Genomic DNA, 26,739 nt, shown 5'->3' with positions numbered 1-26,739 from the left:
CAGCGCTTTGCTTTATACTTTACTACTCCAGTGTTATCTCTAGAGCCAGGCCTCTTAACTCGTGAATCAGTACGTTGAATGATTCCGGTATATTTGGCTTTGGCAGCACGTCGCCTTTTACAATAGCCTCGTAGGCTTTTGCTCGGCCTATCACGTCGTCTGACTTCACTGTAAGTATCTCTTGCAGCACGTTGGAAGCACCAAAGGCCTCCAGTGCCCACACCTCCATCTCACCGAAACGCTGACCACCGAACTGGGCCTTACCACCCAATGGTTGCTGTGTGATGAGCGAGTATGGACCGATAGAACGGGCGTGCATCTTATCATCAACCAAATGGCCCAGCTTCAGCATGTAAATCACACCCACTGTAACCGGCTGGTCGAATCTGTCGCCTGATAAACCATCGTAGAGGTATGTTCTTCCGAACTTAGGCAAGCCAGCCTCTGCCAATTCTGCGGACACCTGGTCTTCCGTGGCACCGTCGAAAATTGGCGTCGCGTACTTGCGGCCCAACTTCAAACCTGCCCATCCAAGCACCGTCTCGTAGATCTGACCGATGTTCATCCTTGAAGGCACACCCAGTGGGTTCAGAACGATATCCATTGGCGTTCCATCCTCCAGGAATGGCATGTCCTCGTCGCGCACGATACGGGCTACGATACCCTTGTTACCGTGACGGCCGGCCATCTTATCCCCCACTTTCAGCTTACGCTTCTTAGCGATGTACACTTTGGCAAGCTGCACGATGCCTGCTGGCAGTTCGTCTCCCACCTCCAGCGTGAAACGCTCGCGCTTAAAGTGTGCTGAAACGATATTGCGGCGCTTGTTATAGTTCTTCACCAGCTCCACCAGCATGCTGTTCACCTTCTCGTCTGCGCTCCAGTTTTCCAGGATAAGGTCCTTAAACATGTTCACCTCTTCCGGAACTGCGTAGTTGCTTTCGTCCTTGTAAGGGTTCTTCTCCGGGAACAAGGCCTCTGTGATATTCTTGCGCGAGAACTTCACGCCTTTGCTCAGGATTTCGTCTCCGAACTTGTGGCGGATACCCTGTGAAGTTTTGCCTTCCAGCAATGCCACCAGCTTGTCCACCATCACGTTCTTGATAACGGTCAGCTCCTTGGCATACTTCACCTTCAGCTCTTCCACCTCTTTCTTGGACTTGGCGCGCAGGTTCTTGTCTTTCTTAGGACGGGAGAACAGCTTGGTCTCGATAACCACACCGTTCAGTGATGGCGGCGCCTTAAGCGAGGCATCCTTCACGTCACCAGCCTTATCACCGAAGATCGCACGAAGCAGTTTCTCCTCCGGTGTTGGGTCTGTCTCTCCTTTCGGCGTGATCTTGCCGATCAGGATGTCTCCCTCACGAACCTCTGCACCGATGCGGATAATACCATTCTCATCCAGGTTACGAACAGCCTCTTCGCTCACGTTCGGAATCTCTGAGGTCAGTTCTTCCTCTCCACGCTTCGTCTCACGTACCTCCAGCTCAAATTCCTCGATGTGGATAGAAGTAAAGATATCATCGCGAACCACGCGCTCAGAAATTACGATCGCATCCTCGAAGTTATACCCTTGCCATGGCATGAACGCTACCTGCATGTTTCTTCCGATGGCCAGTTCACCCTCATTTGTGGCATAGCCTTCGCAAAGTGGCTCTCCCTTGGTTACGCGCTGTCCTTTCTTAACTAGCGGTGTCAGGTTAATGCAGGTATCCTGGTTTGTTCTTCTGAATTTAACCAGCTTGTAGGTAACATACTCCGCATCAAAAGAAACCAGCTTCTCCTCTTCCGTAAGATCATACTTGACAACGATCTTGTTCGCGTCTACAAAGTCGATCACTCCGTCTCCTTCTGCGATCACCAGTGCTCTTGAGTCAATAGCGGCTCTTCTCTCCAGGCCTGTACCCACGATCGGGGCTTCCGGCTTCAGAAGAGGCACTGCCTGGCGCTGCATGTTCGAGCCCATCAGGGCACGGTTAGCGTCATCATGCTCCAGGAACGGGATCAGAGAGGCTGCCACCGATACGATCTGGTTCGGCGCAATGTCCATATAAGTATAGGTTGATGGTTCTTCCACCGGGAAGTCACCCTCAAATCTACCTTTCACTCTTTCATTGATGAAGTTACCCTCCTCGTCGATCAGCGCGTTAGCCTGAGCGATGTGATGCGTATCCTCTTCCTCAGCAGTCAGGTACTCTACCGTGCCATCCACCTGTACCTTACCTTCTACAACCTTTCGGTATGGAGTTTCGATAAAGCCCATGTGGTTTACGCGGGCGTGTACGCAAAGCGAGGAAATCAGACCGATGTTCGGTCCTTCTGGTGTCTCGATGGTACACAGACGGCCATAGTGCGTGTAGTGTACGTCGCGAACCTCAAAACCCGCACGCTCCCTTGACAGACCGCCTGGCCCGAGTGCAGATACACGACGCTTATGCGTCACCTCTGCCAGCGGGTTCGTCTGGTCCATGAACTGAGACAGCTGGTTGGTTCCAAAGAACGAGTTGATCACCGAAGACAGCGTACGCGCGTTGATCAGGTCAACTGGCTTGAAATCTTCGTTATCCCGCACGTTCATGCGCTCCTTAATGGTACGGGCCATACGGGCCAGACCAACGCCGAACTGCGCATACAGCTGCTCCCCTACCGTTCTTACACGGCGGTTGCTCAGGTGGTCAATATCATCTACTACAGCCTTGGAGTTTATCAATCCGATCAGGTATTTCACGATCAGGACGATGTCCTCGTTAGTCAGAACCTTCGCATCCCAGTTTGTATCCAGGCCGAGCTTCTTGTTGATTCTGTAGCGACCTACTTCTCCAAGGTCATAACGCTTATCGGAGAAGAACAGCTTTTGGATAATATCACGTGCTGTTTCTTCATCCGGAGCCTCTGTGTTACGAAGCTGACGGTAGATCTGCTCTACCGCTTCTTTCTCAGAGTTAGAGTTATCCTTCTGAAGCGTGTTATAAATAATGGCGTAATCAGCGATGTTCACATTCTCGCGGTGCAGGATGATAGACTGCACGCCCGAGTCAAGTATTACATCTATATCTTCTGGAGTGATTTCAGAGTCACGCTCTAAAAGCACTTCGTTACGGTCGATAGAAACAACCTCTCCTGTATCCTCATCCACGAAGTCTTCCGTCCATGTTCGCAGAACACGGGCAGCAAGTCTGCGTCCGATGGAGTTCTTCAGGGTGTTCTTATCTGCCGGCACCTCCTCAGACAGTCCGAAAAGATCCAGGATGTCTTTATCTGTACCGTAGCCGATGGCACGTAGCAGCGTCGTTACCGGGAATTTCTTCTTGCGGTCAATATACGCGTACATCACGTTGTTCACGTCTGTCGCGAATTCAACCCAGGAGCCTTTGAAAGGGATGATTCTGGCAGAATAAAGCTTCGTTCCGTTGGTATGCTTGCTCTGCGCAAAGAATACCCCCGGAGAGCGGTGCAACTGAGATACAATAACACGCTCAGCCCCATTGATCACAAAGGAGCCTTTTTCTGTCATGTATGGGATGTTGCCTAAGAACACCTCCTGTTCAATCGTCTCAAAATCCTCGTTGTCCTCATCGTTGCAGATCAGGCGAAGCTTTGCTTTTAGCGGAACAGAGTAGGTAAGGCCCCTGTCAATACTTTCATCAACAGAGTATTTTGGAGGATCTATATGATAGTCGATAAACTCCAGTACGAAGTTCTCGCGTGAATCTGAGATAGGAAAGTTCTCGGCAAACACCTTGAACAATCCTTCTTGCGCTCTATTCTCAGCCGGGGTCTCCAGCTGAAAGAAGTCCTGGAATGACTGCACCTGAACATCCAGAAAGTCAGGATAGTCAATCACCGACTTTATAGAGGCAAAATTGATTCTATCTGTCGTTTTATTCTTAGCCAAAGCTTTGGAATTTTACGTTTATAATCATTTACAAGCACACAGAGTCCAAAACAGCTGTGGGCAAAAAAAAGATCCAATTAATTTGAATCTGTATACAAACAGGAAAAGACCTGACGAATATGCCAGGTCTACCTGTTCTCAGTATGTTGATAAAGCGGGATTATTTTACCTCCACTTCAGCACCAGCTTCTTCCAAAGATTTCTTCAGTGATTCAGCTTCGTTCTTGTCAACACCTTCTTTCAGTGCTTTAGGAGCGCTGTCAACTAATTCTTTAGCCTCTTTCAGACCAAGACCAGTCAGCTCTTTTACAAGCTTAACTACTGCTAGTTTCTGAGCACCAGCTGACTTAAGGATTACGTCAAAAGAAGTTTTCTCTTCTGCAGCAGCTCCTCCTTCAGCAGCACCACCACCAGCAACCATCACTGGAGCAGCAGCAGCAGGCTCAATGCCATACTCATCCTTAAGGATAGTAGCTAGTTCGTTAACTTCTTTAACAGTCAAGTTTACTAACTGCTCAGCGAATGCTTTCAAATCTGCCATTTTTATAGAAATTAAAAGTTACTTATTGATTACGTTTTTTTAAATTATTCTTTTTCTGATAATGTTTTCAAGATACCCGCTAGCTTACCGCCGCTGCTCTGAAGGGCCGAAACCACATTCTTAGCAGGCGACTGAAGAAGACCGATGATCTCGCCAATCAGCTCGTCCTTAGACTTGATCTCTGTGAGTGTCTTCAGCTGCTCATCGCCAATGAAGATACCACTGTCGATAAAAGCACCTTTAAGGAGAGGTAGCGGATTGCCTTTCTTTCTGAAGTCCTGAATCAGTTTTGCTGGTGCATTGCCTGACTCTTGCGAGAACAGGATACCGGAAGCGCCCTTTAAAACATCATCAAGCGCAGAAGTATCAGCTTCTAAAGTATCCAGCGCTTTCTTGATAAGTGTATTCTTATACACTTTGTATTCGATACCACGATCGAATGCCATTCTTCTGAACGCGTTGATGCCAGCTACGCTCATAGTGGAGGCATCAGTAATATAGAAGTAGTTTGTGTTAGCTAGCTTCTCGCTCAGGTCTTTAACAATTATCTCTTTTTCTTCCCTGGTCATTTTCTTAGATAGTTGCGTTCTTGTCAACGATTACGGCCGGGCTCATTGTGCTAGACAATGTGATGCTCTTGATGTAAGTACCTTTAGCGGAGGAAGGCTTCAGACGGTTAAGTGTCTGAATTACCTCGTTTGCGTTGGCAGCAAGCTGCTCTGCAGAGAAGGAAACTTTACCAACACTCGTGTGGATGATACCGAACTTGTCAACTTTAAAGTCGATCTTACCAGCTTTAACCTCTTTAACGGCTTTAGCTACATCCTGAGTTACTGTACCCGACTTAGGGTTTGGCATCAGGTTACGAGGGCCCAGGATTCTACCAAGACGACCAACTTTGGCCATTACGGCAGGCATGGTGATGATCACATCCACATCTGTCCAGCCTTTCTCGATCTTCTGGATATAGTCATCCAGACCAACGTAGTCAGCGCCAGCGTCCTTTGCCTCCTGCTCTTTGTCAGGAGTAACTAACGCAAGTACCTTTACTTCTTTACCAGTTCCGTGCGGCAGCGTTACAATTCCACGAACCATTTGATCGGCCTTGCGTGGATCTACGCCCAAACGTACATCAATATCAACAGAGGCATCAAATTTTGTGAAGGTAATGTCCTTTACAACTGAAGCGGCATCTGTTAAAGAATACTCTTTTGCTAGATCGGCTTTGGCTAAAGCCGCTTTTCTATTTTTTGAAATCTTCGCCATTATCCTTTAACTGTTATTAAGCGTTCCACGGAGCTGTACCAGAAACTGTGATACCCATGCTTCTAGCTGTACCGGCAACCATCTTCATAGCTGCATCCAGTTCGAAAGCATTTAAATCAGGCATCTTCAGTTCCGCTATCTCACGAACCTGATCCCATGTAACTGAACCTACCTTGTTACGGTTTGGCTCTTTTGAACCACCCTTAATCTTAGCAGCATCCATTAACAATACCGGAGCAGGGGGCGTCTTAATAACGAAGTCGAAAGACTTATCTGCGTATATTGTAATCAACACTGGTAACACTTGTCCCGGCTTATCCTGGGTTCTGGCATTAAACTGCTTACAGAACTCCATGATGTTAAGACCTTTAGAACCAAGTGCAGGTCCAATCGGTGGCGATGGATTCGCGGCACCTCCCTTTACCTGAAGTTTCAGGTAACCTTTTATTTCCTTTGCCATTCTATGTATTTACTACGATTCTTTTTCTACTTGCATGTAGTTCAGCTCAACCGGTGTATTTCTTCCGAAAATTTTCACCATCACGTTAAGCTTCTTACGCTCCTCGAACACTTCCTCCACTGTACCGGAAAAACCGCTGAACGGACCATCCATTACCTTCACGATCTCTCCCACTACAAACGGCGTATCCAGCACTTCTGCCTGCTCTTCTGCCTCGTCTACGGTGCCCAGGATCCTGTTCACCTCCGACTGACGCAATGGAACTGGCTTCTTGCTAGGTGAGCCCTTCTCATCTGTTCCCAGGAATCCGATCACCCCAGGCGTACTGATGATGATGTGCTCTGCTTCACCGTGCGAAAGGTCCGCATGAACCAGCACATAGCCTGGAAAGAAGCTACGCTCTCTGATTCTTTTCTTCCCGCCACGCATCTCGTATACTTTCTCGGCAGGGATAAGCACCTGCGGAACATATTCTCCGAGATTGTGGCGCATGATTTCATTCTCCAGGTAAGCTTTCGCTTTTTTCTCCTGGCCACTAACGGCGCGCACTACATACCACTTTAAATCAGTCATGTATCTCTAATTTAAAACTGGTTGTAAAACCATGTCAGCACTGTATCGAACCCAAAGTCCATAGCACCAACAACCAAAGCGAAAATCAGGGAACCTATCAACACCAGCACAGAGCTATTCTGCAACTCCCCGTATGAAGGCCAGGAGACCTTGTTCTTCATCTCCTCGACAGTGTCGTTAATATAAGTTCTAATATTGCTCATCGCTTCGCTTACCAGATAGTGAAAAAAATTGCACGGGTGGAGAGACTCGAACTCCCAGCCAATGGTTTTGGAGACCACTACTCTACCAATTGAGCTACACCCGTAAAAAAATGCACGCCAATTTTAATTGGAGTGCAAATTTATTCATAAGTTTTATGAAAACAAACCCGATCTCAAAAAACTTTCAAGATCGGGTTTGAAACATAGTATTAGCTAAGGATTTCAGTCACCTGACCGGCACCTACTGTTCTACCACCCTCACGGATAGCGAAGCGCAGACCTTTCTCCATGGCTACAGCGTTGATCAGGTTCACCTCGATAGTGATGTTATCACCTGGCATAACCATCTCTACGCCTTCTGGCAGCATGATCTCACCAGTAACGTCTGTCGTTCTGAAGTAGAACTGTGGACGGTACTTGTTGAAGAATGGCGTGTGACGACCACCTTCTTCTTTAGACAGTACGTAAACCTCAGCTTTGAACTTCGTATGAGGCTTCACTGAACCTGGCTTACAGATTACCATACCACGACGGATATCGGTTTTCTCAATACCACGCAGCAACAGACCTACGTTGTCACCAGCTTCACCTCTGTCAAGGATTTTACGGAACATCTCCACACCAGTAACTACTGACTTCAGGTTCTCAGCACCCATACCCAGGATCTCTACTGGCTCACCTGAGTTGATTACACCACGCTCGATACGGCCAGTTGCAACTGTACCACGACCAGTGATAGAGAACACGTCCTCCACTGGCATCAGGAATGGAAGGTCAACCAGACGCTCTGGAAGTGGAATCCAAGAGTCAACGGCAGCCATCAGCTCCTCGATAGTCTTCACCCACTTCTCGTCGCCGTTCAGACCACCAAGAGCAGAACCCTGGATTACTGGAATGTTATCGCCGTCGAAGTCGTAGAAAGAAAGTAGCTCACGGATTTCCATCTCAACAAGCTCAAGAAGCTCCGGATCGTCCACCATGTCCACTTTGTTCATGAACACCACCAGCTGAGGTACACCTACCTGACGGGCAAGAAGGATGTGCTCACGCGTTTGTGGCATCGGGCCATCAGTAGCAGCAACCACCAGGATAGCGCCGTCCATCTGGGCAGCACCAGTAACCATGTTCTTCACGTAGTCAGCGTGACCTGGGCAGTCAACGTGTGCATAGTGACGGTTTTCTGTGGCGTACTCTACGTGTGATGTATTGATAGTAATACCTCTTTCTTTTTCCTCAGGAGCGTTGTCGATTGAAGAGAAGTCACGGATTTGAGCAAGGCCTTTCTTTGCCAGTACAGTAGAAATTGCAGCAGTCAAAGTAGTTTTGCCGTGGTCAACGTGACCGATAGTACCGATATTTACGTGCGGTTTGGAACGGTCAAATGTTTCTTTAGCCATTGTATGATATTAAATTAAGGTTAAAACGTTTAAGTTTATGTCGCGCTTTTAAATATACACGTAACGGACTGTGAGCCAACGATGGGAATTGAACCCACGACCCCTTCCTTACCAAGGAAGTACTCTACCCCTGAGCTACGTCGGCTTTTAAATCCGTCAGAAAAACCACACCTCTATTTACACTAAAAAGGAAGCTCATCTGCATGAATTTCCTTCTCCAGTTCTTATTAGCAAGCATTTCTGACTTTAAAGAGCGGGAGACGAGGGTCGAACTCGCGGCCTATAGCTTGGAAGGCTATCGCTCTACCAACTGAGCTACTCCCGCTTACTTTACAATTCTGAATGATCAAATTTTGAAGGGGTGAAAAAAAAATCACCTAACTCATTCGCTCATTCAGTTACTCTAAATCAAACTGTGGGGAGAGCAGGATTCGAACCTGCGAAGTCGTAAGACAACGGAGTTACAGTCCGTCCCATTTGGCCGCTCTGGAATCTCCCCGAAGCTAATTCTACATCAAATCAGCAGAACTTTCCCTTAGCGATCCACTGCCTTTGCCGTGTTCTTTGTTCTAAGGAGATGCAAAATTAAGCCCTTTTTGTTTCAAGTCAAATATTCATGCAAAAAAATGCGAAAAAATTTCCTGCCGCCTACTTTCCATACATCTGCAGCAGGCGCTCATCCTTCTCCTGCGCCTTTATTTCCTGCATCAGCCGCTCCACCTCCGGCTTCTCCGACATCACCATAAGCGCCTGATAGGCAGCGGCCCGGACGTAGTACAGACGGTGCTCTTGTGCTATCTCGCCCAGCATGGCGATCACCTCCGGCGTGTTGGTCTGGCTGTTGCTGGCCAGGTAGGCGCCAAAGCTTTGCAGCAGGTAGTATAACTCCCCACCGCTGGCGGATTTCAGTTTCTGCATGAACCAGTCATACTTCTCCGGCCCTGCCTGCACGGCATAGATGGTGGCTAGCGCCAGTACCACTTCCTCGTTGCTTTCGTCTTCAAACTGGGCCATCCGCTGCTTCGCATCGGCGGCACCCGTGCTGGCATAGGCAAGTATGGCTGCCGCAGCTACCTGGTACGAGCTGTCGCTTAGGGCCTGCCTGAACAAGTCCTGATGCCTGCTTCCGCCCCAGCCTGCCAGGGCAAGTATGGCTTCGGCGCGCACCGACCCCTTCTTATCCTGTACGGCCATCTGCTTTATCGTTGGCTCCAGCGATGCCGCCTGCCCTTCTTTTAGCCTGCTCAGCATACTTAGCGCTGTGCTGCGCACCGCCCAGTACTCATCCTTAAGGGCCTCTTTGTAGATACTTTGCACCTGTGGGCGACTTACCTGCTCCTGCAGCTCCGACAGCGTCTCCAGCTTTGGAGCCAGGTGCCCGGCATGGCGGAATTGGAATAGCAGCTCCTCCTCTGTCTTCTCGTGCTCCACCGTTCCCAGTAGTTGCTGCTCCGCGTCGAACAGCACCAGCTGCGGCTGCGTGGCCACGTCAAACGTAAAGGTCTGGCTGGCCTTCTCGACCACGATCGGGTGCAGCTGTTTTTTACCTTCCGTCCAGATGGCTACCTGCAGGGGCAGGCGGTAAACAGGCGTATAGGCTGTGTCCTGCAGCTGCTGCACGTTTAGCTGTAGCTGTCCTTTGTTGTAGCGCTGCGTCACCAGTAGTTCCGGGTGTCCTGGCTTCATAAACCATTGGTCAAAGAACCACATCAGGTCCTTGCCTGTCACATCCTCGAAGGCCATGCGCAGCTCCGCCACCTCCACATCGCTGTACTTGTTGCGGGTCAAGTATAAGTTAAGGGAAGCCCACCAGGCATCATCGCCAACGAGCTTGCGCAGCATGTGCAGCACGCGGCCGCCCTTAGCGTAAGAGTGGCTGTCGAACATATCCTCGCGGTCGTTGTAGTAGTAGCGGATGAGCGGCTCACGCTTTGTCTCCGCCTCATCCAGGTACTGCTCCAGTTCCTCCATGTTCAGGTAGGCGGCCTCGTCGGCGCCATACTTGTGCTCGGCCCACAGGTACTCCGAGTAATTGGCGAAAGCCTCGTTCAGTGGCAGGTTGGCCCATGACTCGGTGGTAACCAGGTCGCCGAACCACTGGTGGAACAGCTCGTGGGCGATGATGCCGTCCCAGCTCTTGTCAAGCAGCTCACGCTCATTCAGCTGCAGGTCTTCCATAAAGGTAGAAGCCGAAGTGTTTTCCATCGCTCCGGACACAAAATCGCGCACCACTACCTGCGCGTACTTGGCCCAGGGATAGTCCACGCCCAGCTTCTGGGAGAAGAACTCCATCATTTCCGGCGTGTTGCCAAAGATTTTCTTGGCCGTTTTCTCATACGCCGGCTCCACATAGTAATTCACCTCCACGTCGCGCCACCTATCCTCCACCACGGCATACTCGCCAATGGCCAGCATGGCCAGGTAGGGTGCATGCGGCTTTTCCTGCTTCCAGTAGTCGGTCTTGGTGCCGTCGGCGTTCTGCCGTGAGTAAACGAAGGTGCCGTTGGAGAGCGTGGTATACTTTGGATCAATGGTGATGTAGATGTCCTGGGTCATGCGCTCGTTCGGGGCATCGATGGTCGGGAACCAGGCAGAGCTCGCTTCCGTTTCGCCCTGGGTCCAGATCTGCTGCGGCTTGTTCGGTTCCTCCCCCAGCGGGTTGATAAAGTACAGGCCTTTATCTTCGGTGATGGCATCGGAGCCTCCGGCTGCCAGCTCGTTTGGCTTGGCCGTGTAGTCTATCTCTATTTTATACTCCTCGTCGCGGGTGTACTCCTTGCCCAAGTCGATGGTCAGTTTCTGCCCGTCATACTTGTACTCCAGCGCCGTACCGTCGTAGCCCTGCATCAGGTGCACGCTGTGGATATCCATGCCCTTGGCATCGAGCGTGAGCCGGTTCTGAGGGTAAAAGTATGGTTTCAGGGTAAGTTCGGCCAGGCCGTGCAGGTACTGCTTTTCCCAGTCGAAGCTGACGCGCAGGGTGGTGTGCAGCAGGTCGTGCTCACGGGTGCGCGAGGGGTTGAAGGCATGCTTCTTAGGCGCCCATGCAGGCACTGCGCCCGCCGGTGCACCGGGCTTTGCAACGGCTGGAAGCGGGGCTTTTGCGTCTACAACTGATTTGTTGGTGCTGCAACCTCCGGTAAGTGCCATGGCAGCGGCAAGGCCAACTATATTCAGAAACCTATGATTCATGCGCTGAAAGTTTTAAAATTTGAGGTGAAGTTCTAAAATTACTCTGAGAAAACACTAACTTTAAGGTCGAAACCACACGAAAAGAAGATGCTCCAGGTAAAAACCGGTAACGGCAAAACATGGCAGGTTGATATCCAAAAAGATACTATACTTCTCAACAATACTCCTTTCGACTGGGACATCTCCCCTATCGGGCCTAACACGTTTCACATCATCAGGGGCGCACGCTCCTTTACCGCAGAGGTGGTTTCAGCTAACTACCAGGAAAAATCCTTTACCTTTAAGATAAACGGCGCGCTACAAACCGTTAGCGTGAAAGACCGCTTCGACCTGCTGCTCGACAAGCTAGGCATGAGCAACGCCAACGCCCACAAGGTAAACGACGTAAAAGCGCCGATGCCGGGGCTTATACTTGACGTGAAGGTGCAGCCGGGCCAGGAGGTGAAGAAGGGCGACCCGATCATGATCCTGGAGGCCATGAAGATGGAGAACATCCTCAAGTCGCCGGGCGATGGCGTGGTGAAGGAGGTGAAGGTGCAGGTAAGGCAGAACGTGGAGAAAAACCAGGTCCTGATCCTGTTCCACTAACCTTATGTTTGCATAAGCGGCTGCCACGGTAGCCGCTTTGTTGTGTTAAAAAGAATTCATAACCTATACAGAGAGTTTACCGTGAAGTATAAACGAATTTTGCTGAAGCTGAGTGGCGAGGCGCTGATGGGCGAGCAGCAGTATGGCATTGACTCTAACAGACTGCTGCAGTATGCCAAAGAGATTAAAGAAGTAGCCGCCCTTGGTGTAGAGGTGGCCGTGGTGATAGGCGGAGGCAACATCTTCAGGGGCGTGCAGGCCGAGCAGGTTGGCCTGGACCGTGTGCAGGGAGACTACATGGGCATGTTGGCCACGGTGATCAACAGCATGGCGCTGCAGAGCGCTCTGGAAAAGCTGGGCGTGTACACGCGCCTGCTCTCGGGCATCAACATCCAGCAGGTATGCGAGCCCTACATCCGCCGCCGTGCGGTGCGCCACCTGGAAAAAGGCCGCGTGGTGATCTTCGGGGCCGGCACCGGCAACCCATACTTCACCACGGACTCAGCCGCCTCGCTCCGGGCCATTGAGATTGAGGCGGACGTGGTATTGAAAGGCACCCGCGTGGACGGCATCTACTCTGCTGACCCGGAGAAGGACCCCGATGCTGTTTTCTACCGAAACATCTCGTTTAAGGATGTATTTGAAAAAGGCCTGAACGTGATGGACATGACCGCCTTTACGCTCTGCAAGGAGAATGGCCTGCCGATCATCGTTTTCGACATGAACACGCCGGGCAACCTGAAGCGACTGGTGGAAGGCGAGCAGGTGGGTACCCTGGTAAGTATGGACGACCTGGGCGACACGCTGAAGGAAACCGTAGACAAACTGCAGCCAAGCGCTAAGACTGATAAAATATAATTTGCTATTTTTGACCCTAAATTTTTCAGAACTCAATAAGTAAACCGATATGACGGAAGAAATTCAGTTTTACCTAAGCGAGGCAGAGGAGTCTATGCAGAAGGCGGTGCAGCACACCGGCAACGAACTGTCTAAAATCAGAGCAGGCAAGGCCTCGCCTGCCATGGTCGAGCACCTGCGCGTAGATTATTACGGAAACCCAACCCCTATCTCTCAGGTGGCGAACATTGCTGCGCCGGATGCGCGCACCCTGCTCATCAAGCCATGGGAGAAGAACATGCTGGGCGAGATCAACAAAGCCATCAAGAACAGCGACCTGGGCCTGAACCCGCAGCAAGAGGCTGACGCGGTACGCCTGAGCATCCCGGCCCTAACCGAGGAGCGCCGCCGTGACCTGGTGAAGCAGGTGAAAGCTGAGACGGAAAACGGCAAGATCAGCATCCGCAATATCCGCAAGGATGTGAACGACACCCTGAGGAAGCTACAGAAAGAGGGCACTGCCGAAGACGCCGTTCGCGACGCCGAGGGCAAGGTGCAGAAGCTGACAGACAACTACATCGTGAAGATTGACGAGCTGCTCTCTAAGAAAGAGGCGGAGATCATGACGATCTAAATGCGTATCTCGTAGCACGTATCAAGTAGCACGATTACAGAAAAGGCCTTCGATCAAGATCGAAGGCCTTTTCTGTTTTTCTTTCAAGTTATAAATTGGTCGTGCTACGTATATCCTGCTACCTGATACGAGAAAAGCTACTGGTACAGCCGGTGCACCTTAATGTACTCAGCCACCTCGTCGGGGAGCAGGTACTTGATACTTTTCTCCTCGCGGATGCACTGTCGGATAAAGGTTGCCGAGATATCCAGGATGGGTGCCTTCACAAAGCTTACATTGGGCATGTCCGGCAAATCAGTGGTGATGGAGCCGGTGCGCGGGTACACGTATACTTTGTGGTACTCCAGAATACGCTCATAGTTCTTCCACTTCGGAAACAGCGGCAGGTTGTCCTCCCCCATGATCAGCACAAACTCGTAGCTCGGGTACTTCTCCTGGAGGTAGGTGAGCGTGTCGATCGTGTAACTCGGCTTAGGCATGCTGAACTCAATGTTCGACACGCCCAGGTTCGGGTTATCCGCTATCGCCAGGCTTACCATGTGCAGCCGGTCGAACTCGTGCTGCAGCGTGTTGCTGGGCTTGAACGGGTTCTGCGGCGACACCACCAGCCACACCGTGTCCAGGTCGGTGTTGGTGGCCATGAAATTGGCAAGTATAAGATGCCCGATGTGGATGGGGTTGAAGGAGCCAAAAAGCAGCCCTACCTTCATACGATCGCAGGTTCTGACTTGAGGAAATCGTTTACCAGTTTCTGGGCTTCGGCACAGGCACGCTCCAGGTCATCGTTCACGATCACCTCATCGAACTGGTCCTCAAAACCCATCTCAAACTTTGCCTTGAAAACGCGGCTGCTGATGCTGGAGGCCGAGTCGGTGTTGCGGGCGGTCAGGCGCTTGGCCAGCTCGTCTATACTTGGTGGCTTCACGAAAACGGCCAGCGCTCTTTCTTTGTAAAAATGCTTTATACTTAATCCTCCTTTTACGTCTACGTCCAGTATCACATGCTTGCCGCTTTTCCAGATGCGCTCTATCTCAGACTTGAGCGTGCCGTAAAAAGCGCCCTCGTATACTTCCTCCCACTCCACGAACTCATCGTTGGCGATCTTCTTCTTGAAATCCTCCGGTGTTATGAAGTAGTAGTCTTTGCCATTCTCCTCGGTGCGGCCGCGCTTATCGCGGGTGCAGGCCGAAATTGAAAAGCTCAGCTGTGGGTTTGTGCTGAGCAGGTGCTTTACAATAGTGGTTTTGCCGGCGCCGGACGGCGCCGAGAAGATAATAATCTTGCCTTGCATTAGGGGTTATAACGTTTCTTGAATCCTCGCTTTAATTGACTGCACCAGGCTTTGTGGGACAATCACGCGCTTCAGGTGGCCGGAGACCAACCCTTTCAAGAGCTTTTGTTTCTGATGGTTCTCAAAGCAACTGACACACTCCTCAATGTGGTCGTTAAAGAACCTTTGCTCCTCACAGGAGGCTTCACCGTCAATCATCAGGTCCAACATGTCGGACACTTTTCCGCATTCAGTCTCCCTGGCTCCATCCGCTGCCTTTGGATACGCTTCTGTAAATTTTGCTTCCATCTTAGCTCAAACTCTTAAATTTCTTGTCTAACTGTTATATCCCATGCTTTTCGCATACTTTTCCAACTTCTCTTTCAAAGAGTTCCGGGCTCTGTGCAGCCTTGAGCGAACGGTGCCAATGGGGATGTCCAGTATCTTGGCCATCTCCTCGTAAGTAAACCCCTCCAGGTCGCAAAGTATGATCACGGTCCTGAAGTCAACAGGGAGTGCGTTCAGGGCACTGGCCACCTCGTCGCCGATCAGGTCCTGCACACTTTCGGTGCGCATGTCGGTGGTGGTCGCCACCCCGCCCTCTCCCTCAACGTCGTCGGTGTTGTAATACCCCTCTACCTCGCTATAGTCTACTTTGGCGGGCTGCTTGCTCTTTTTCCGGAACTCGTTAATGAAGGAGTTCTTCAGGATTCGGAACAGCCACGCTTTTGCATTAGTTCCTTGCTCGAAATAGTCGAAAAAGCGATACGCCTTGAGATAAGTCTCCTGCACCAGATCGTTGGCGTCGTCCTCGTCTAAGGTAAGCCTGTAGGCAAAATTGTACAGGGGGTCGAGCACGGGCAGCAACTCGGCCTCGAACCGTGCGTCTTTTTCCTCCTTACTCAGCTGTTTACCTGTTTGATCGCTCATCTACTTTACTGGATTTTGTACTTTGGTGAAGCCCTCCATCGCGCGTTAGACGCAAATATAGGAATTTTAATTACATACCACGCTTGGCGCTTTAGGGTTGCAGTTTATGCTCTCAAACGTGGCGTAAGGTTTTATACGTAGCATTTTTAAAGTTGCGCCATTTTTAACCACTTGTTCCGTAAATTCCGGCCCAGCCTTTAGTTTTAGGCATCTTCATGTACAATTTATATATTGATACGCCTGTTTTGTACTTGCTTGTATAGGTGCAGCGGGCTCAATCTATAATTGCACCAACGAATGCTTGTTTATGAGAAGAAGTTACAAAGGAATTCCGATCAACACCTCCAGGAACACCCACGAGACCGTGTTTAACCTGCTGCCCCCGAATAAGCACGCTCGTATACTTGACATTCCCTCCGGCGCCGGCGCCTTTACGCAGCGCCTGAAAGACAATGGCTATAATAATGTGCTGAGCGTGGATGTTGTGAATGGCCTGCAGATAGCACACGACCAGTTTATCCAGGGCGATATGACCAAGCCGCTGCCCTTTGAGGATGACTCACTGGATGTGGTGGTGTGCATCGATGGCATTGAGCATATCAGCAAGCAGTTCGATTTTGCCAAAGAGGTGAACAGGGTGCTAAAGCCCGGAGGCTGCTTTATAGTTTCCACCCCCAACATCAGCTCCTTCCACTCCAGGTTCAGGTGGCTTTTAACGGGGCATCATAACAAGTGCAAAACCCCTTTGGATGAGCAGCGGCCCAACCCCTCCCACCACATTGCCATGGTTTCCTACCCCGAGATGCGTTACCTCCTGCACTCCAGCAATTACAGGATTGACACCATCACAACGAACCAGACCAAGTTTGCCTCGTGGCTGTACCTGCCACTGGTGCCGCTGTCTTACCTCACCACGAAAGCGGTTTACCACAAAGAGGAGAAAGACCAAAGCCAGCGGGAGAAGAACAGGGAGGTTATCTCGCAGATGCACTCCAAGGCCGTTATGTTTGGGGAAACAATGATTGTCAGAGCCAGAAAGGCTGACTAACTTTGATGGTCTAAATGCCTGCGGGCACGCTATACAACAGTAAAAATTAACCCAACGGGGATGCGCGTATTACATCTGGTATCAGAGAAAACATGGAGAGGCGGCGAGCAACAGGTGGCCTATCTGATAGAGGAACTGAGGCAGGAGGGGGTAGAGAGCTTTGTGGCGTGCCGCAAGGGCTCTGCCTTTCATACATATTGCCAGCAACAGCAGCTCCCGCACACGGCCTTGCCCTTTGCAAACGAGTTTGATGTCGTTACGGCGCTCCGGGTAAAGGCCTACAGCAGCCAGCATCGTATCGAGTTACTGCATGTGCACAGCGGCCATGCCCATGCCATCAGCGTGCTGTCGCATGTGCTTGGCAATAAACTGCCCATCATACTTAGCCGGCGTGTCGATTTTCCTGTGAAGAGGAACCTGCTCTCGCGGCTAAAGTATAACTATGGCGGCGTTAAACGCGTTGTCTGCGTCTCGGATAAAATCAAAGAGGTTGTATCGGAGAGCCTGCGGCACCCCGAGCTGTGCGTGACAGTGTACAGCGGCGTAGACCTTAGCCGGTTTGCCAACAGCTCTAAAACAGGCCGGCTCTACCGCGAATTTAACCTGTCACCAACTGCCCCGCTTATCGGCAACATATCAGCCATCGCCCCGCATAAAGACTATTATACTTTTGTGGACACCGCCGAACTGGTGCTGCGGCAGCACCCTGATGCCATGTTTTTTATCATAGGAGATGGCCCGCTGCGCCAGGATATAGAAGCCTACGTGCAGCAAAAAAACCTACAGCGGTACATCATCTTCACGGGCTTTAGAAAAGACATCCCACAGCTGATGCCTGAGCTGGATGTAATGCTGGTTACCTCCGAAACGGAAGGATTGGGAACCACCATTCTGGATGCCTTTGCCTGCCAGGTGCCCGTGGTGGCCACCAAAGCCGGAGGCATCCCCGAGATTGTACGGGATACGGAAACCGGCCTGCTTGCGCCGATAAAATCCCCAGCCATACTTGCGGAGAAGGTGCATCAGGTGCTGATGGACAGCGCCACCCGAAACAAGGTTATTCAGGGGGCCTCCACGCTGCTGCAGGAGTTCTCCAAAAGGAACACGGCCTTGCGCACGCTGGCAGTCTATAAAGAGGTGCTGCAGAAAGTATAAACGGGCGTTTTACCCCTGCCTCCGCTGCTGCCGGTTGTGCATATACAGCTTCACGTACTTATAGTATACCGACACAGCCGACGATACCGAGATAATAAATCCCTCCGGCCCGTCCAGAAAGCCACGCTTTAATACATAGGCCCTGAAAAAGCGAAACAGCGGCTTTAAGATCACCATGGGCAGCGATACGGTCTTCCCGTCCCGGGCCATGGCCTTGGACGACGCATCCGTAAATTTATTGATCTGCCCCAGGTGCTGCGACACGCTATAATAAGAGTAGTGCAGTAAATCGCCGCGAAGGTGCTGCAGTGTGGCTCCTTTACTAAGAATGATCTTATCGTGCGGGTTCTCGCCGCCCCATACAGCTTTACTGCGGTCGAAGAGGCGAACTTTAGTGTCGGGGTACCAGCCGGAGTGGTGGATCCACTTGCCGCAGTAGTTGGTGAGGCGGTTCATACCATAGGCATCGGCCTGCCAGTTGTTTTTAGCCGCCAGCACCGCCTGCTCCAGCTCGGATGTCAGCGCCTCATCCGCGTCCAGCGACAGCACGTGCGGGTATGAGGCCTGCGTGAGGGCATAGTTCTTCTGCTCGATGTGCCCCTCAAAGGGATGTTCCATGAACTTGGCGCCGTAGCGAAGGCTGATCTCTCTGGTGCGGTCTGTGGAGAAGGAGTCCACCACCACGATCTCATCCGCCACGTTTTTGACGGACTCCAGGCAGCGGGCAATGTTGCGCTCCTCGTTAAAGGTGATCACAACAACAGAAAGTTTTACAGGCATAACAGGGGGCTTCGGTAAAGGAGGCAAGTATCTTTCATCATTTCTGATACCGGATGAAGCCGGATCATTTATACTTCAAAGCTAAATAAATTCCTGGGTTGTTCCCCTCACCCATCAAAAGTATACCATTTACAAGGAAGTTGTTTCTCATCGCCATTAAAATGTAACCCTTGCCGCCATACTTTTTACCCTTTCCTGCGTAAGCATTTATACTTTAACTGCTCCTGTGTTGGACCTTGGAAAGAGACACCTGCCACCTGGGCTTTTGTGTGGAGACTGACAATGTACTTATCGCGTATCATCCTTATCCTGTGCCTGCTCCTGGCTACTGCTATCGCGTATGCGCAGCAGTACAACATTCGCAGCTGGACACTGGAGCAGGGTTTGCCGCAGTCGCAGGTGATGGCCATACAGCAGGACCACAACGGGTTTCTCTGGCTGGCCACCCGGGCGGGCCTCAGCCGGTTTAACGGCATCAATTTCCATACTTACACCAAGGATGACGGCCTGAGCAGCCACAACATCGCCACCTTGTACGTAGATAGCCGCCACCGCCTCTGGATTGGCACTACCGATGCCGGGCTGCAGCTTTTTGATCGCTCCTCGTTTAAGCAATATGGCCCGGACCAGGGGTTGGATGCGCAGAGCATCGCCGGCATTTCCGAGGACAAGGACGGCAAAGTATGGCTGGCCACCGGCAACGGCGTTTACTACCTCACCGACACCAGCGTGGAGAAGTATGGCGCGCTTCCCGACATCAGCTACACTACTATCATCCATACGCCCTCCGGTGACCTGTGGGCCGGAACACAGGATAGCGGCGCCTACAACGTGTCGGAAAGCGAGATCTTCCGCTACAGCTCCACAAACAGCGGCCTGCCGCATGACCATGTCACAGCCATCACCTGCGACAAAAGCGGCACCGTCTGGGTCGGCACGGCGGCGGGCCTGGCGAAAATCAGCGGCGGCGCCCTTAGCCTGCCGCAGCTGCCCGGGCAGCTCGGCAACAGCCACATCACCAGCTTCACTCACGACAGCTACGATAACCTTTGGATAGGCCTGCAGCGCAACGGCCTGCTGAAGTATGACGGCAGCAGCTTCACCTACATTACCCGCCGCAGCGGCCTGCGCACCAGCCGCATCACAGCACTGGCCGCCGACACAGAGGGCAATGTATGGATTGGCACGAACGGCTACGGTTTGCAGCAGTACAGGGCGCCCTGGTTTGTGCATTACTTTGATTTTGGCGCGATCTCGGAGCCACGCGTAACGGCTGTAGGCCGGGACGGCAACGGCACGGTGTGGTTTGGCACCGACGAAGGGGAACTGGCCCGGATGCTCCCGCAGGGGCCGGAGTGGCAGGCCTCCACACCGTGGCCGCGCGGCGCCACGATCTACAGTTTCCTGCCTGTGGCCGAGGAGATGTGGGTGAGTACCAGCAACGGCATCTGGCGCCTGGGCAGTGGCGCCCCCAGGCGCTACGCCGCCGAGCAGGGCCTCCCTGCCCCCGATGTTTTCCAGGCCGCCACCGGCCCCGACGGCAAGCTGTACTTTGCCACGGCCGGCGGCGTGGTTACGCTTGCCCAGGACTCGCTCAGGCTTATTCCCTACGCCGATGGCAGTATCAAAGCCAACACCATCTTCCGCGACAGCAAAGGCAGGCTGTGGGTAGGGGCCGACCAGGGGGCCTTCCTGGTGGAGCAGGGGCGCCTGGTGCAGCCGCAGGAGCTAAAGGGGCTCCACCTAACCGAAATTCGCTCCATCACCGAGGATGAAACGGGGGTGCTATACTTTGCCGCCTTCAATAGTGGGCTGCTACTGCTACAGAACAACAAGCCAACGCTTTATACTTCCTCCGAAGGATTCCCGAACGAGGCCATCAAGAGCGTGTATGCAGATGAAAAAGACAACCTGTGGGTTGCCACCAACCGCGAGCTGCTGAAGGTGCAACTGCCGTTGCTGCGCCAGCAGGGCAAGTTTGCGTACCGCCTCTACACCAGTCCCAGCGGCTTCAGGGGGCAGGAGGTATGCGACAACGCCATGCTGCAGACAGCGGACGGCCACATGTGGTTTGGCACTACCAAGGGCCTGACACATTACCTGCCGCACCTGGATCGCCAGCAGCCCCTATACCCTCAACTGGTGCTTACCAATGTGCTGCTACACTCCAACCCCACCGACTGGCAGGCCCTCGGCTACAGCCTGGACAGCATCACGGGTCTACCTCAGGACCTGCGCCTGCCCCACACCCAGAATCACCTCTCGTTCAACTTCCACGGCATCTCCCTCTCGGACCCCGAGCAGGTGGTTTACAAGTACAGGCTAAAGGGGTACGACGATACCTGGTCGCAGGTAACGGAGCGGTCTTTTACCACCTATGCCAACCTAGCGCCGGGGGAGTACACCTTTGAGCTGCTGGCCCGCAACACCGACGGCGACTGGACGCCTGAGCCGCTTACTTATTCTTTCTCTATTGTGCCGCCCATCTGGCGCCGCGAGTGGTTTGTGGGCGTGCTACTGCTGGTGTTTGCCGGGGCCGTGCTGAGTGTGGTGCGCCTGCGCGAGCGGAGTTTGGTAAAGATGAATTCCCTGCTGGAGATGAAGGTAGACCACCGTACCCGCTTGCTGGAGCGCCAGAACCGCGAAAAGGAGATTCTGCTGCAGGAGATCCACCACCGCGTAAAGAACAACCTGCAGATCGTGATCAGCATGCTGAACCTGCAGGCCCGCCACGTGCAGGACCCCGAAGCTAAAGACGTGATGCAGGCGCTGCGAAGCCGGGTGCGCTCCATGTCGCTGCTGCACGAGCGCCTTTACCGCCACGACGACCTGGAGCAGATCAGCCTGGAGGAGTACTTTCTGGAGATTTGCGAAAGCCTTTATGCCTCCTATGGCGTAAGTATGGATAGAGTTGAGTTAGAATTAGACATTCCTTATACAAAAGTAGACTTAGACGCCGCTATTACGTTAGGATTAATTGTAAACGAACTAGTATCCAACACCCTAAAATATGCTTTCCCGAGAGGAGAGAACGGTGTGCTGCGCATTGAATTGATACGACACGACGAGGTGCAGTATACGCTGACCATCAGTGATAACGGGCGCGGCCTGCCAGAGGACTTCTTTGAGAAACAACAAACTGGGCAATCGTTTGGGCTGAAGCTGGTGCAGTCGCTAAGCAGAAAGCTTGATGGGAACATTAGTTTTTATAACAACCATGGCACAAAATCAATATTTTATTTTGTTTTGCCATCATAATATTTTTTTTTACGTATGTACCTAATGCTATGACAAAACCTAAAATCCTTATATCGGAAGATGAGGTCATCATCGCGGAAGATCTTGCGGCAAGCCTGGAAGAATTAGGTTATGAGACGTGCGCCATAGATACAGGAGAGGACACGATCGACATGATACGGGAAACCCATCCCGACCTGGTACTGCTGGACATCAACCTGCGAGGCGATGCCGATGGCGTGGATATTGGCTCTCGCATCCGCGAGGAATTCGGTATTCCCTTTATTTACCTCACCGCCTATGCTGACCCGGCCACCATCGACCGCGCCAAAAAGACCGAGCCCGATGGGTTCCTTGTGAAACCCTTTGATGAGAAGAGCCTGCGATCAGCCATTGAGATTGCTCTCTACAAGCACGACAGCAACCATAAAGACAGCAAGCCTGCCAACGGCGCTAACCATAACGCAAAGGACAAGGACGTAGCCACCGACTATATCTTTGTGAAGGTGAAGCACCGGATCATAAAAGTGCATTACAATGATATCCTTTGGGTGGAAGCTTATGACAACTATTCCTTTATCGTTACCGCTGATCAGAAGTACCTGGTAAGCTCTACCCTGAAGGATATGGAGCAGAAGCTGCCGTCGCAGAACTTTGTGCGGGTGCACCGCTCCTACATTGCCAACCTCGATAAGATCGAGGCGCTGGAGGAAAACTCCGTGGTGTTCTCCAAAGGCGAGATCCCGATAGGAAAATCCTACAAGAAGGCGCTGATGTCGCGGTTTAACATCATCTAAGTAAAAACGCTGCCGCACCGGCAGGCATTATCATGCTACTACTAAAAAGAAAAAGGCCAGTGCTTTGCAGCGCTGGCCTCTCTTTACTTTATGCTTATTTAATAGCAGTTATACTTAGTAACGGTAGTACTCCGGCTTGTACGGCCCCTCTACCTCTACACCGATATAGCGTGCCTGGTCTGGCGTAAGCTCATCCAGCTCCACACCAATTTTGCCCAGGTGCAGGCGGGCCACTTTCTCGTCCAGGTGCTTGGGCAAAGTATACACCTTGTTCTCGTAAGCATCAGTGTTTGTCCAAAGCTCCAACTGGGCCAGTGTCTGGTTAGAGAAAGAGTTAGACATCACGAACGATGGGTGCCCGGTGGCACAACCCAGGTTCACCAAGCGGCCTTCTGCCAAAACGATGATATCCTTGCCATCGACGTTGTAGAGGTCTACCTGCGGCTTGATCTCGTCTTTGGTGTTGCCGTACGCCTTGTTCAGCCAAGCCATATCGATCTCGTTGTCGAAGTGGCCGATGTTACACACAATGGCCTTGTCCTTCATCAGGCGAAACTCACGCTCCCCGATGATGTCTTTGTTACCAGTGGCGGTTACCACGATGTCAGCCTCTTTTACGGCGTCTACCATACGCTTCACGGCAAAGCCGTCCATAGCGGCCTGCAGCGCGCAGATTGGGTCGATCTCAGTCACAATCACGCGGGCACCAGCGCCTCTAAGAGAAGCGGCAGAGCCTTTGCCTACGTCACCGTAACCAGCCACAACCGCCACTTTACCGGCCATCATCACGTCCGTGGCACGGCGGATTGCATCTACCAGCGACTCCTTACAGCCATACTTGTTATCGAACTTAGATTTGGTAACCGAGTCATTTACGTTGATGGCAGGCATGGGCAATGTACCGTTCTTCATGCGCTCGTACAGGCGGTGCACCCCGGTGGTAGTTTCCTCAGAAAGGCCTTTGATGCCATCGGCCAGCTCCGGGTACTTGTCCAGCACCATGTTGGTCAGGTCGCCGCCGTCGTCCAGGATCATGTTCAGCGGCTTGCGGTCTTCGCCAAAGAAAAGCGTCTGCTCAATGCACCAGTCAAACTCCTCGGCGGTCATCCCTTTCCAGGCGTAAACCGAGATGCCGGCAGCGGCAATGGCAGCGGCCGCGTGGTCCTGCGTAGAGAAAATGTTGCACGAAGACCAGGTAACCTCAGCACCCAGTTCCACCAGCGTCTCGATCAGCACAGCTGTCTGGATCGTCATGTGCAGACAGCCGGCGATGCGCGCGCCTGCCAGCGGCTTGCTTGGGCCAAATTCCTCACGGATCGCCATCAAACCGGGCATCTCAGCCTCAGCTAGTCTAATCTCCTTGCGGCCCCACTCAGCCAGTGCTATATCTTTTACTTTATACTTTAAATATGTCTCTACCATCTTTCTCGTTTTTTCAATTAAAACACAAATTTACGCAATTTGTTGCAGTTCATCAATACTAACTGGTTTATAGCCTGTGGCGGGTGGCAAGCATCAAAAAAACAGCGCCTGCCAACATATGGCAGGCGCTGCAGCTATAGGTAGTAGAGGAGTTTCTTACTCTTCGTTCACAATGATCTCTGCTCCCAGGGTATTGTTGTTGCCCTCCGGAGCCTGCAGGAAGCCTTTTGCAAATACGGTGTAAATAAAGCCGTCCCGTAGCTCCACGTCGGGAATGGTAAGCGCTACGGTCATGGTGCCGGCAGGGCGAACTTCTAACGTATAGGTTCCGGCTGCAACCGGGGTAAAGTCGGTGGCAGACTTAAAGGCCCTGTTGCTGAACAGCACTGGGCCTCCGGCCACCGCAATATCCACTGCCGGTGCATCCGGCGACAGGTGCACGAAGCGCACGTGCGCCATACCGGCGGCCGGATCGGTCAGGTCATCCTCCAGCACCAACGGCTCAATATTATCCAGGGTATTGATGGCGAACACCGTGTAATCCTTATCCTGCTCCAGGTCCAGGTCCGCCTCTATCACGGTAGTAGCGGTGCCGGCGGCGTTCACCTTCACGTTCTGCATACCAGCAGGCACCTCCAGATAACCTGTGTTGTTAGGATAAGTAAGGGCGGAGGAATTCACCTTCACATCGTTGATCAGCAGGTCAACGCCGGGGGCGTCGGGGGAGGCATGCACCACCATCACTTCGGCGTTATCCACCTCCAGCACTACATCATCATCGTCGTCATCGCAACTTGCCAGGAACAGCATTGGCACTACCGCTAGCACTGTCATTTTCATCCAATACTTCATAGCCTTAAAATTTAAAGTTTAAAATTTGTTTTATTTAAGGTATAAACTGCTCTTGGGAAGTTTTGTTTAACTTTTATCAAAAAAAATTAAACAAAATATTTTACGGTGGTCTCTTTTTGATTTAAGTATCTTTGCCGGAAGCACAGAAACAAAGCAGCCATGCGCATTTTTACCCCCGAGGAGCAGGACTTTATACTTCGGCACCAACAGCAAGACGTGGCCCAGCTGATGCTGCAGGCCGGCCGCTACCCGCAGCTGCCGGTGCAGGAGTTGGTGCAGCAGATTAAGGCGCGGCAGAAGGCGACCCAGAAGCTGCCTACCTGGGCAGCACACCCGCAGGCGGTGTTTCCGGTGTCGCTGTCGGTGGAGCAAAGCTCGTCGGAGGTAACGGCCGCTTACAAGGCCAGCCTGGTAGGTGGCAGGCTGCTGGTGGACCTGACAGGAGGCTTTGGGGTAGACAGCTTCTACTTTGCCCGTCGCTTTGCGGAGGTGGTGCACGTGGAACAGCACCTGGAGCTGCAGGAGGTGGCCAGGTATAACTTCGGGTTGCTGGGCGCTGCCAACATCCAAAGTATAAACGCCACCGCCGAGGACTTCCTCCATACATTTGAAGGTAGGGCCGATGTACTGTACCTGGACCCCGCCCGCCGCGGCCACCACGACCAGAAGCTGCACCTGCTGCAGGACTGCGAGCCGGACGTGCTGCACCTGCTGCCGCTGCTCTTCCAAAAAGCCGATGCCGTATTGCTGAAAACATCGCCCATGCTGGACATTGAGCAGGCGCTGCAGGAACTGGGCCACGTGGAACACGTGTGGGTGGTAGCGCTGCAGAACGAGGTGAAGGAGGTTTTATACTTGCTCAAGCCCACATCCCCTGCCCTTGCCGATGTGCCCCGCACCGCTGTAAACCTGCTGGTAAACGCCGAACCGCAGCTGCTTACCCTTACCCGCGCCCAGGAAGATGCCGCCGTGCCAACCTATACCGATCCGCAGGAGTTTGTGTACGAGCCCAACGCTGCCCTACTTAAAGCCGGTGCTTACCGCTACCTGGGCCAGCACCTGCAGCTATGCAAACTGCACCCCAACAGCCACCTGTATACCTCAGCGCAACTACTACCCCAGTTCCCGGGCCGAAGCTTCCGGTGCCTGGCCGTGAGCCGTTACAACAAAAAGGAACTGCTGAAACAGCTGCCGCAGAAAAAAGCCAACATCACCGTGCGCAACTTCCCCGAGTCCGTGGCCGACATCCGCCGCAAAACAGGTATCAAGGAAGGTGGCCATACGTACCTGTTCTTCACCACCGACAGGCACCAGAAACCCATCGTGCTCATCTGCGAGAAAGCCTAACTCCTCAACAAGCCTGTTTGCAGTGCGTACAACGGATAAATGCCGTGCCCCAGGTATGGCCGTTATACTTTTAATACGATAGGCTATGAAACAGGAGAAAGACGAGGACCAGCAACCGCAGCCAAAGGGAAAGAAGCAGGAAGCCAGCAAAGCGCCCCGCACCATGAAAACCGGCAAATCCGTGAAGGGAAGCAGCACAAGTTCGCAGGGCGATGCCACCTCCCCCACTGTAGGGGGCACCGGGGGCGGCATCACCAACATCCGCACAGGCAAAGATGCAGAGGAGAACAGCGACAAGCGGTACTGAGCCGGCGG

The 26,739-nt window shown here is 52.3% G+C and carries 25 protein-coding genes and 4 tRNA genes; 9 read left to right on the top strand and 20 right to left on the bottom strand.

The window, feature by feature from the left end; all coding sequences use genetic code 11:
- Positions 1-22: 22 nt before the first annotated feature.
- The 13 genes from rpoB to OH144_RS19785 all read right to left on the bottom strand — a co-directional run bounded on the left by rpoB (position 23) and on the right by OH144_RS19785 (position 11,527).
- Positions 23-3,895, bottom strand: coding sequence for a DNA-directed RNA polymerase subunit beta (gene rpoB / locus OH144_RS19845; protein WP_266203998.1), 3,873 nt, complete (start codon positions 3,893-3,895; stop codon positions 23-25).
- Between the two features lie 160 nt (positions 3,896-4,055).
- The gene (rplL, locus tag OH144_RS19840) at positions 4,056-4,436 is read right to left on the bottom strand and encodes a 50S ribosomal protein L7/L12 (RefSeq protein ID WP_266203997.1); all 381 of its coding nucleotides are present in this window, start codon (positions 4,434-4,436) and stop codon (positions 4,056-4,058) included.
- 44 nt (positions 4,437-4,480) lie between these two features.
- Positions 4,481-5,005: a 50S ribosomal protein L10 gene (gene rplJ / locus OH144_RS19835; protein ID WP_266203996.1), complete on the bottom strand. Its 525-nt coding sequence runs from the start codon at positions 5,003-5,005 to the stop codon at positions 4,481-4,483.
- A 4-nt stretch (positions 5,006-5,009) separates the two neighbouring features.
- Positions 5,010-5,702: a 50S ribosomal protein L1 gene (rplA, locus tag OH144_RS19830; RefSeq protein WP_266203995.1), complete on the bottom strand. Its 693-nt coding sequence runs from the start codon at positions 5,700-5,702 to the stop codon at positions 5,010-5,012.
- A gap of 16 nt (positions 5,703-5,718) precedes the next feature.
- Entirely contained in the window at positions 5,719-6,162 is a 444-nt protein-coding gene (gene rplK / locus OH144_RS19825) for a 50S ribosomal protein L11 (RefSeq protein WP_266203994.1), read from the bottom strand.
- Between the two features lie 12 nt (positions 6,163-6,174).
- Entirely contained in the window at positions 6,175-6,735 is a 561-nt protein-coding gene (nusG, locus tag OH144_RS19820) for a transcription termination/antitermination protein NusG (protein ID WP_073853771.1), read from the bottom strand.
- Between the two features lie 11 nt (positions 6,736-6,746).
- Positions 6,747-6,938, bottom strand: coding sequence for a preprotein translocase subunit SecE (gene secE / locus OH144_RS19815; protein ID WP_266203993.1), 192 nt, complete (start codon positions 6,936-6,938; stop codon positions 6,747-6,749).
- Between the two features lie 31 nt (positions 6,939-6,969).
- Positions 6,970-7,042: transfer RNA gene (locus OH144_RS19810), tRNA-Trp, on the bottom strand.
- A 105-nt stretch (positions 7,043-7,147) separates the two neighbouring features.
- Positions 7,148-8,335, bottom strand: coding sequence for an elongation factor Tu (tuf, locus tag OH144_RS19805; protein ID WP_266203992.1), 1,188 nt, complete (start codon positions 8,333-8,335; stop codon positions 7,148-7,150).
- Positions 8,336-8,408: 73 nt separating this feature from the next.
- Positions 8,409-8,480 (bottom strand) — tRNA-Thr (locus OH144_RS19800).
- 107 nt (positions 8,481-8,587) lie between these two features.
- Positions 8,588-8,660, bottom strand: a tRNA-Gly gene (locus OH144_RS19795).
- 91 nt (positions 8,661-8,751) lie between these two features.
- Positions 8,752-8,834: transfer RNA gene (locus tag OH144_RS19790), tRNA-Tyr, on the bottom strand.
- A 149-nt stretch (positions 8,835-8,983) separates the two neighbouring features.
- A complete protein-coding gene (locus tag OH144_RS19785; protein WP_266203991.1) occupies positions 8,984-11,527 on the bottom strand; it encodes a M1 family aminopeptidase in 2,544 nt (847 codons plus the stop codon).
- 87 nt (positions 11,528-11,614) lie between these two features.
- Here OH144_RS19785 and OH144_RS19780 point away from each other — a divergent pair, with 87 nt between their 5' ends.
- The 3 genes from OH144_RS19780 to frr all read left to right on the top strand — a co-directional run bounded on the left by OH144_RS19780 (position 11,615) and on the right by frr (position 13,586).
- Positions 11,615-12,115 (top strand): acetyl-CoA carboxylase biotin carboxyl carrier protein subunit, encoded by a 501-nt coding sequence (locus OH144_RS19780; RefSeq protein ID WP_266203990.1) that lies wholly within the window; start codon positions 11,615-11,617, stop codon positions 12,113-12,115.
- Positions 12,116-12,196: 81 nt separating this feature from the next.
- The gene (pyrH, locus tag OH144_RS19775) at positions 12,197-12,973 is read left to right on the top strand and encodes a UMP kinase (RefSeq protein WP_073853760.1); all 777 of its coding nucleotides are present in this window, start codon (positions 12,197-12,199) and stop codon (positions 12,971-12,973) included.
- Between the two features lie 49 nt (positions 12,974-13,022).
- Positions 13,023-13,586, top strand: a complete 564-nt coding sequence (gene frr / locus OH144_RS19770) for a ribosome recycling factor (RefSeq protein WP_266203989.1) — start codon at positions 13,023-13,025, stop codon at positions 13,584-13,586.
- Between the two features lie 137 nt (positions 13,587-13,723).
- On the opposite strand, the gene nadD is transcribed toward frr, so the two are convergent.
- From nadD to OH144_RS19750, 4 genes are read right to left on the bottom strand one after another with little or no spacing between them, the layout of a single operon-like run.
- Entirely contained in the window at positions 13,724-14,296 is a 573-nt protein-coding gene (nadD, locus tag OH144_RS19765; RefSeq protein ID WP_266203988.1) for a nicotinate (nicotinamide) nucleotide adenylyltransferase, read from the bottom strand.
- The gene (gmk, locus tag OH144_RS19760; protein WP_266203987.1) at positions 14,293-14,877 is read right to left on the bottom strand and encodes a guanylate kinase; all 585 of its coding nucleotides are present in this window, start codon (positions 14,875-14,877) and stop codon (positions 14,293-14,295) included. Before gmk ends, nadD begins: the two co-directional genes overlap by 4 nt.
- A gap of 6 nt (positions 14,878-14,883) precedes the next feature.
- Positions 14,884-15,165 (bottom strand): anti-sigma factor family protein, encoded by a 282-nt coding sequence (locus tag OH144_RS19755; protein WP_266203986.1) that lies wholly within the window; start codon positions 15,163-15,165, stop codon positions 14,884-14,886.
- Between the two features lie 27 nt (positions 15,166-15,192).
- Positions 15,193-15,786, bottom strand: a complete 594-nt coding sequence (locus tag OH144_RS19750) for a sigma-70 family RNA polymerase sigma factor (protein WP_073853749.1) — start codon at positions 15,784-15,786, stop codon at positions 15,193-15,195.
- A gap of 307 nt (positions 15,787-16,093) precedes the next feature.
- On the opposite strand from OH144_RS19750, the gene OH144_RS19745 reads away from it, so the two are divergent.
- Entirely contained in the window at positions 16,094-16,834 is a 741-nt protein-coding gene (locus tag OH144_RS19745; protein ID WP_266203985.1) for a class I SAM-dependent methyltransferase, read from the top strand.
- 60 nt (positions 16,835-16,894) lie between these two features.
- Complete coding sequence (locus tag OH144_RS19740; protein WP_266203984.1) at positions 16,895-17,989, top strand: glycosyltransferase family 4 protein; 1,095 nt, start codon at positions 16,895-16,897, stop codon at positions 17,987-17,989.
- 9 nt (positions 17,990-17,998) lie between these two features.
- On the opposite strand, the gene OH144_RS19735 is transcribed toward OH144_RS19740, so the two are convergent.
- Complete coding sequence (locus tag OH144_RS19735; RefSeq protein WP_266203983.1) at positions 17,999-18,769, bottom strand: glycosyltransferase family 2 protein; 771 nt, start codon at positions 18,767-18,769, stop codon at positions 17,999-18,001.
- Positions 18,770-19,036: 267 nt separating this feature from the next.
- Between OH144_RS19735 and OH144_RS19730 the strand changes: the two genes are divergently transcribed.
- Both OH144_RS19730 and OH144_RS19725 read left to right on the top strand, forming a co-directional pair.
- Positions 19,037-22,027 carry a ligand-binding sensor domain-containing protein gene (locus OH144_RS19730; protein ID WP_266203982.1) on the top strand — a complete coding sequence of 997 codons (2,991 nt, stop codon included), beginning with the start codon at positions 19,037-19,039 and terminating at the stop codon, positions 22,025-22,027.
- A 29-nt stretch (positions 22,028-22,056) separates the two neighbouring features.
- Positions 22,057-22,803 carry a LytR/AlgR family response regulator transcription factor gene (locus OH144_RS19725; protein WP_266203981.1) on the top strand — a complete coding sequence of 249 codons (747 nt, stop codon included), beginning with the start codon at positions 22,057-22,059 and terminating at the stop codon, positions 22,801-22,803.
- A gap of 114 nt (positions 22,804-22,917) precedes the next feature.
- Here the strand turns inward: OH144_RS19725 and ahcY are convergent, their stop codons facing one another.
- Together ahcY and OH144_RS19715 are read right to left on the bottom strand one after the other, a co-directional pair.
- Complete coding sequence (ahcY, locus tag OH144_RS19720) at positions 22,918-24,225, bottom strand: adenosylhomocysteinase (RefSeq protein ID WP_266203980.1); 1,308 nt, start codon at positions 24,223-24,225, stop codon at positions 22,918-22,920.
- Between the two features lie 156 nt (positions 24,226-24,381).
- Positions 24,382-25,077: a DUF4397 domain-containing protein gene (locus tag OH144_RS19715; RefSeq protein WP_266203979.1), complete on the bottom strand. Its 696-nt coding sequence runs from the start codon at positions 25,075-25,077 to the stop codon at positions 24,382-24,384.
- A 159-nt stretch (positions 25,078-25,236) separates the two neighbouring features.
- Between OH144_RS19715 and OH144_RS19710 the strand changes: the two genes are divergently transcribed.
- Positions 25,237-26,424, top strand: coding sequence for a THUMP-like domain-containing protein (locus tag OH144_RS19710; protein ID WP_266203978.1), 1,188 nt, complete (start codon positions 25,237-25,239; stop codon positions 26,422-26,424).
- 85 nt (positions 26,425-26,509) lie between these two features.
- Entirely contained in the window at positions 26,510-26,731 is a 222-nt protein-coding gene (locus OH144_RS19705) for a hypothetical protein (RefSeq protein ID WP_266203977.1), read from the top strand.
- The last annotated feature ends 8 nt before the right edge of the window (positions 26,732-26,739 follow it).

The sequence above is a fragment of the Pontibacter kalidii genome (assembly GCF_026278245.1).
In the GTDB taxonomy this organism is placed as follows: Bacteria; Bacteroidota; Bacteroidia; order Cytophagales; family Hymenobacteraceae; genus Pontibacter; species Pontibacter kalidii.
Note: the sequence above shows the minus strand (reverse complement) of the source record. Positions and strands in the feature narration are given on the sequence as shown.